The organism is Salinispora cortesiana (genome assembly GCF_000484695.1).
Classification (GTDB): domain Bacteria; phylum Actinomycetota; class Actinomycetes; order Mycobacteriales; family Micromonosporaceae; genus Micromonospora; species Micromonospora cortesiana.
This window is the reverse complement of record NZ_AXVR01000108.1, coordinates 1-6059: the sequence shown is the minus strand read 5'-3', so window position 1 is coordinate 6059 and position 6059 is coordinate 1. Positions and strand designations below refer to the sequence as shown.

Annotated in this window: 5 protein-coding genes; 4 read left to right on the top strand and 1 reads right to left on the bottom strand. The window is 67.5% G+C overall.

Going from position 1 to position 6059, the window contains the following annotated elements; translation table 11 throughout:
• Positions 1–188 precede the first annotated feature (188 nt).
• Positions 189–752: a GNAT family N-acetyltransferase gene (locus K228_RS0123700; RefSeq protein WP_025620615.1), complete on the top strand. Its 564-nt coding sequence runs from the start codon at positions 189–191 to the stop codon at positions 750–752.
• On the opposite strand, the gene K228_RS26565 is transcribed toward K228_RS0123700, so the two are convergent.
• Positions 735–2699: an NsdA family TPR-like regulatory protein gene (locus tag K228_RS26565; protein ID WP_155251628.1), complete on the bottom strand. Its 1965-nt coding sequence runs from the start codon at positions 2697–2699 to the stop codon at positions 735–737. The two genes, K228_RS0123700 and K228_RS26565, sit on opposite strands and share 18 nt — an antisense overlap.
• Before the next feature lie 789 nt (positions 2700–3488).
• Between K228_RS26565 and queC the strand changes: the two genes are divergently transcribed.
• From queC to K228_RS0123670, 3 genes are all read left to right on the top strand, one after another.
• On the top strand, positions 3489–4262 hold the full coding sequence (queC, locus tag K228_RS0123680; RefSeq protein ID WP_050581031.1) for a 7-cyano-7-deazaguanine synthase QueC: 774 nt from the start codon (positions 3489–3491) through the stop codon (positions 4260–4262).
• Complete coding sequence (locus tag K228_RS0123675; protein WP_050581030.1) at positions 4262–4489, top strand: 6-carboxytetrahydropterin synthase; 228 nt, start codon at positions 4262–4264, stop codon at positions 4487–4489. The genes queC and K228_RS0123675 overlap by 1 nt, the downstream gene beginning before the upstream one ends.
• An 86-nt stretch (positions 4490–4575) precedes the next feature.
• Positions 4576–5901, top strand: a complete 1326-nt coding sequence (locus K228_RS0123670) for an ISL3 family transposase (protein WP_025620611.1) — start codon at positions 4576–4578, stop codon at positions 5899–5901.
• Positions 5902–6059 lie beyond the last annotated feature (158 nt).

The following is a 6059-nucleotide window of genomic DNA, read 5'->3' as shown; positions in this document are numbered from 1 at the left end:
AAGCGTAGACAACTTCATGATCCACAGGTGTTGTGCTCGCTCCTTACCCGGGCACAGCCCCCAGAACAAGATCAGACCAAACAGGACATTCGCGGGCTACTCCGGGGCCCTGCGAAAATGCCCTACTGAGGGTGCTTCCCTGCGCCACGGGGAATGGCGGTCGGCCGATCGCACGTATGGTGCATGGCGTGACCGACGTGACTTACTCGCGCCTCAACGCAGGTGCCGCCGCCCTCTTAATGGATCAGTTGTGCGAGGTCTACGCCGACGCCTACGGCGAAGTTTCCGGCGAGGACACCAACGTCAAGGCCGATGCCTTCCGCGACCGGGCCACGGGTGCGCTGGGTGCCCGCAACTTCGAGTTGGTCACGGCTCGAGTTGGTGACGTGGTCGGGTTCGTCTTCGGCTACAGCCTGCGGCAGGAGCGCGACTGGTTCGCCGGGCTCGACCCGGCTCCGGAGCCGGGGTTCACCGACGAACGTGGTGGTGAGCGAACCGTAGTCCTGGCCGAGATCGAGGTACGCAAAGCGTGGCAGGGCAAGGGAATCGGGCGGGGCCTGCACGACACGTTCCTCGCCGGCCGTCGCGAGGAACGTGCCACGCTGACGGCCAACCCGGCCGCGACCGCTACCCACGCACTCTATGCGGGGTGGGGCTGGCAGCGTGTGGGCACCATCCCCGGACGGCCCGGTGCCTACTACCGCGAGTACGCCATGTTCGTGCGCCCGCTTCCGCTAGCCGACCGGGGCTGACCGGTGGGCGCGGATCGCCTGATCGAGCTCCCGCACCGCCCGCGTCCGCTTCCACGGGTCGAGGCTGCGGCGCAGCTCCTGCACCCGCTGCTCGATCCGGCGCGTCGAGTTCACTGACGTCAGCTCCACGACCTCGGTGATGGTCTGGCAGGCCAGGCCGAGGTTTTGCTGCCGGCCGAACGCCTCCGCACGAAACAACAGCCGGAACGACCGTTCGTGCAGGTTGCCCTGGTCGCTGAGCCTCAGAGCCTTGTCGGCCGCCACGAGCACCTGGCCGGCATCATGGAACTTCAACGCGTTCTGTGCGCTGGTACTCCAGAAGAACGACTCGTCGTAGAAGTACCACCACGACTGGCGCGGGCCTTGGTCGGTCAACGCCGTTTGCAGAGCGGCGTACTCCCGGTCGAGGGCGTCTCTCGACCGATCCGCTTGGCCGTCCGCAGTCAGTGCCCGCACGGCCACGTCTGCGGCGTAGGCGCGAGCGTACGGGCTGCCGCTTTGATCGGCCCACGCAGCGGCGGCGACAGCATGGTCGATACCGACGCGAGGCTTGCCCTGCCACGTGGCCAGGTGGCTCATCGTGCACAGGATGTAGGTCACCAGCTCCACGGCGCGCGCCTCGTGCGCGGCGGCCCGCGCATCGTCGTAGAACCGTTGCGCCGAGCCGTAATCGCCCATGTTGAAACACAGCCAGCCGGTCAGCTGAGTCAGCTCGGCGTACGTGGCCAACGCGCGGTCACGCTGCGTGCCGTTGGCGGCGGCCCTGGCTTGCTGCTCGGCGATGCGTCGGTAGGCCAACGCGCTGGGCAGCGCCGCGCTCGCGCCGAGCACGTCGCCCTGCTTACGAAGGTTGGGCATCATGGCCTCGCAGTGCGCCAGTGTGGCCGGGTCGAACCTGCCGAGATCCTGTGCCGGGGTGGCGCTGGCTGACTCTGCCAAGCCCGTCAGCTCCGTCAGCGGCGCTGCCGTCGCGGCAACGAGCGCGGCAGACAGTTTGCCCAGCATGTCCCTGCGGGCCGGGTAATGCGGTATCCGTTGTATCCACATAACGATGACCTGCGCCAATTCTCCGAAGTCGACCTCCTCGGGCAGGCGGTACGGGCCAGTGGCGACCGCTTGTGGCGAAACAGTCGCCCCCGAACCCGGGCGCCGGCCGAGCAGGTCGCGAAGCAGGGTCTCCGCCTCGCCCACCCCCATGATTTCACCCGCAAGAGTACTGGTCGTACCCCGAGGCACTGCCAAAGTCGCCCCGGCAGCCGAGTCAAGGTGACGGAAGCTCGGCAGGTCGGCCAGCAGATCGGCCACGCTGCATTCGTAGATCTCGGCAAGCCGCACGAGGTTGTCGTGTGACGGTGAGTATCCGCCCTTTCCCGGCCAGATCTCCCAGTACGAAAAGGACTTGAAGGTCTTGGGCTCGTCCGGCCAACGGCGGTTCCACTCCTCGGCTGCCTGCGTCTGGCTCCATCCCCGCACCGACCGAAACGCCACACGAGGATTGAGCCGGAACCGCATCTGGAAGACCTCGGCCGCCTCAACCCAGGTCTTGCCCGCCGAACGCAACTCCGCAGCCAAGTGCGCCTGCTGCCGCCGCACGCTCATCGACCGTCCCTCTGCCATTCCACCACCCACGATCAGCGAGACGCATTGACGTTCACCGCCCAAACGATACGCATCCAATGCGGACCACGGAACTTCCCCGCAACACGGGAAACAACGCCCCCGAAACTCCCGATAGCACCGGGTAGCCACCGGTGCAATGCGCAGATGATTCTGGATGAGCAACACCGACTCTGCTGCTATCCGCAGGCAGGCCGGCGGACTGCCCAGGCCGGGCATAGCGACGTTCCGTCCGCTGGTTGGGCGCGAACTGTGTTGAGGTGGCGCCGCGACGGCGCCAGTCCTGCTGTCTGCTTCGAGGCGGCGCGTAGCACCGATGTCCAGCACCACCACGGCGATACCGACGCATCGACGTACATCGACCGATTAAACCTTCGTCCGAGGGGGCCCATCGTGCTGTTCATACAGGTCGCTGGCGGCATCGTGCTGCTGGCCTTAGCCCTGATCGTGGGCTTCGTGCTCGGCAAAAAGGTGAGCGGGTGGTGTCCCGGCTGCGGCGGGCCGTCTTCGCCCGATCTCAGAGGGGAGTAGACCCATGATTCGCTGGCTATTTCGCCGCAGCCGCCCCGCACCGTTGGACGCCACCGGTCCCGCCACTTGTTACGGGGCGCGAGCTGGCGCCTTCCAGCCGCCGCTGGCTGATCAGTCGACGGTCATTTTAGACACGCGGCCGTTAATGACCCGGCTGGCCAGGCAACGGGCTTGTTTTCCGATGACCAGCCCTCGGAAACCGGGGCAGGGCCCTTGGGTGCCTCCGCAACAGGCGCGAGGGCGGCGGTGAAGCCGGCCGCCGCCACCATCGACCAATGGTGGCGGGACTTGAGCGCCCACCGGCAGATGGACGGCGGCTGCCCCAAGTGCGGCACCGGGGGGCGGCGCCCAGATCTGCGACGTGCGGCGGTTTTATCACGCCGAAGTGGTCGCCCGGTACCCGGTGCACTGTCACGCCCCCTCCGTCAACTCGCGCCACCGTGCCACGTACCCGTCGAACGCCTGAACGGCTTACTCGATCAGGTGCTCCGTTGCCTGCGAGCGGACACCGTCGTGCGCAGTGTCGACTGCGACAGCGGCCTGGATCCACACAAACGCCCTCGGCTCCAATCACCGTATGGAGGACATATGACAAGGACGCCAGATCCGACCGGGGGTGATGCCGCCGGCATCACCGCCGACTTGCCAGTCTCCGGCCCAGACCTACCGCACATACCTGCGCATGCCGTGGTGGTCTGCTCCGGAGGGCTGGACAGCAGTGTCTTGGCTCACTGGCTAGCGCACCTTGGCTCCCGACTGACTGTGTTGGCAGTGGACTACGGCCAGCGGCACCGGGTGGAACTCGGCTTCGCCGGCATCACCGCCGATCGGCTCGGGGCACCGTCTCATGTCATCGACCTGTCCGACGTTGGCCGACTGCTGGCCTCCGCGTTGACCAACGCGCAAGTGCAGGTTCCTGACGGCCACTATGCCGATGATTCGATGCAGGTCACCGTAGTGCCCAACCGCAACGCGATCCTGCTGGATCTGGCGGTGGGCTTGGCCGTGTCGACCGGTGCGGGCACGGTCGCTTTCGGCGCCCATGCAGGCGACCACCCAATCTACCCGGACTGCCGGCCTGAGTTCGTGGACGCCTACCGAAGCATGGTCCGCGTCGCCACGGAAGGACTCACACCGGAGCCGATCACCGTCTGCGCGCCGTTCGTGCGGATGACCAAGACGCAGATTGTCGCGTTGGGCACCCAGCTGCAGGTGCCGTTCGCCGACACCTGGTCCTGCTACCGCGGCCAGAGCACACACTGCGGCACCTGCGGAACCTGCACCGAGAGACGCGAGGCGTTTCATCATGCCGGGGTGCCGGACCCGACCCGATACGCCGCTGGCCGAGACCGGGTGACGTGATGTATCGCATCGGCAAAAACTTCACCTTCGATGCCGCGCACGCCGTTCCGGCTGCCGCAGACGAGCGGCACTGCCCGCCGGGCCTGCACGGTCACACCTACACCATCGGGGTTGTCCTAGCGGCCGAGCAGGTGGAGCAGCCCGGCTTCGTCATCGACTTCGCCGCGCTCAACCCTTTCGCCCGGCACCTTAACGGCTCTTCGAAGTTGAGCGGGGTTCGCGGCTGACGGCGACCCGGATATAGAGGGCTCGCAGCTCATCGGTGATCATCTGAGTGTCTAGATCGGATGATCACAAGTGAAGAGCTGCGAGCATGGTCAACGATACGACCCGGCTGCTGGGTCTGGACGGCCTGGTAGTGGAACGGGTCGAGCTGGACGTCGAGGGCGTCCCCGTGGTGGATGTGTCCACCGGTTGTGAGCAGGCACGATGCTGCCCGCAGTGCGGGCAGCGAGCAGCGCGGGTGAAGCAGTGGACCACGACCCGGCCGCGGGACCTGCCGGTCGCTGGGCGGCCGGTGAGGCTGCGCTGGCGTAAACGACGCTGGTACTGCCCGACGCCGGCCTGTCCGCGCAGGTCGTTCACCGAGCAGGTCGCCCAGGTGCCGGCCCGTTCACGGCTGACCATCCGGTTGCGGCAGGCGGCTGGGGCGGCGGTCGCCGACGGCGGGCGCACGATCGTGCAGTCCGCCCGCGACCACGGCATCTCCTGGCCGATCGTCGCGGCCGCGTTCACCACCCACGCCACCGCGGTGTTGCCGGCCGAGCCCGAGCCGGTCGCGGTGCTTGGCATCGACGAGGTCCGCCGGGGCAAGCCCCGCTGGACCTGGGACGAGCAGGCCGCCTCGTGGACTACGACCGCGGACCGGTGGCACGTCGGCTTCTGCGATCTGTCCGGCGGCCAAGGGCTACTCGCCCAGGTCGAAGGCCGCACCACCGCCGCTGTCACCGGCTGGCTGATCGCTCGCCCACCCGCCTGGCGCGAGCAGATCCAAGCAGTGGCGATCGACATGTGCACCGTGTTCAAGGCCGCGATCCGGCAGGTCCTGCCGCACGCGCTGCTGGTCGTCGACCACTTCCACATCGTGCAACTGGCCAACCGGGCCGTCACCGAGGTCCGCCGCCGCATGACACTGACCCAGCGCGGACGCCGTGGCAGCGGCACCGACCCGCAATGGCGGATGCGCAACCGACTGACCCGCTCGGCGGCTCGCATGCCCGGCAAACACGTCGACCGCCTGGTCGACACCCTCGACGCCCTGCCCGCCACGATCGGCGTCCCGATCCTCGCCGCGTGGAACGCCAAGGAAGACCTCCTCGACCTGCTCGCGACCGCCCGCACCCACCCGGACCGGGAACACGTCCACCGGCTGCTACGCCGCTTCTACACCCGCTGCGCTGCCACTGACCTGCCCGAACTCCACCGACTCGCCACCACCATCGAGACCTGGTGGCCGCAGATCCACGCGTTCCTGACCACCGGGATCACCAACGCCGGCTCCGAAGGAACCAACCGGGTCATCAAGACCGTCGCCCGCGACGCCTACGGCTTCCGCAACCCCGAAAACCAGCGCCTACGCACCCGCACCGCCACCACCCGCCGCCACCGCGGACACCGCGGACACCTCAACCCCGCTTAACTTCGAAGAGCCGTCATCATCAGGCTGCTAGTGCTGGGTCTGCTGCACCGATGGGTGACATCCGAGATGGCTTGCCCTGGTGGCGGGCTGGAAGGATGTTGCTGTGCCCAAGCCCTACCCCCGTGAGTTCCGTGATGACGTGGTGCGAATCGCTCGTG

Coding starts and splice junctions, on each gene's coding strand:
- queC (WP_050581031.1), top strand. CDS start 3,489: ATGACAAGGACGCCAGATCCGACCGGGGGTGATGCCGCCGGCATCACC.
- K228_RS0123675 (WP_050581030.1), top strand. CDS start 4,262: ATGTATCGCATCGGCAAAAACTTCACCTTCGATGCCGCGCACGCCGTT.
- K228_RS0123670 (WP_025620611.1), top strand. CDS start 4,576: ATGGTCAACGATACGACCCGGCTGCTGGGTCTGGACGGCCTGGTAGTG.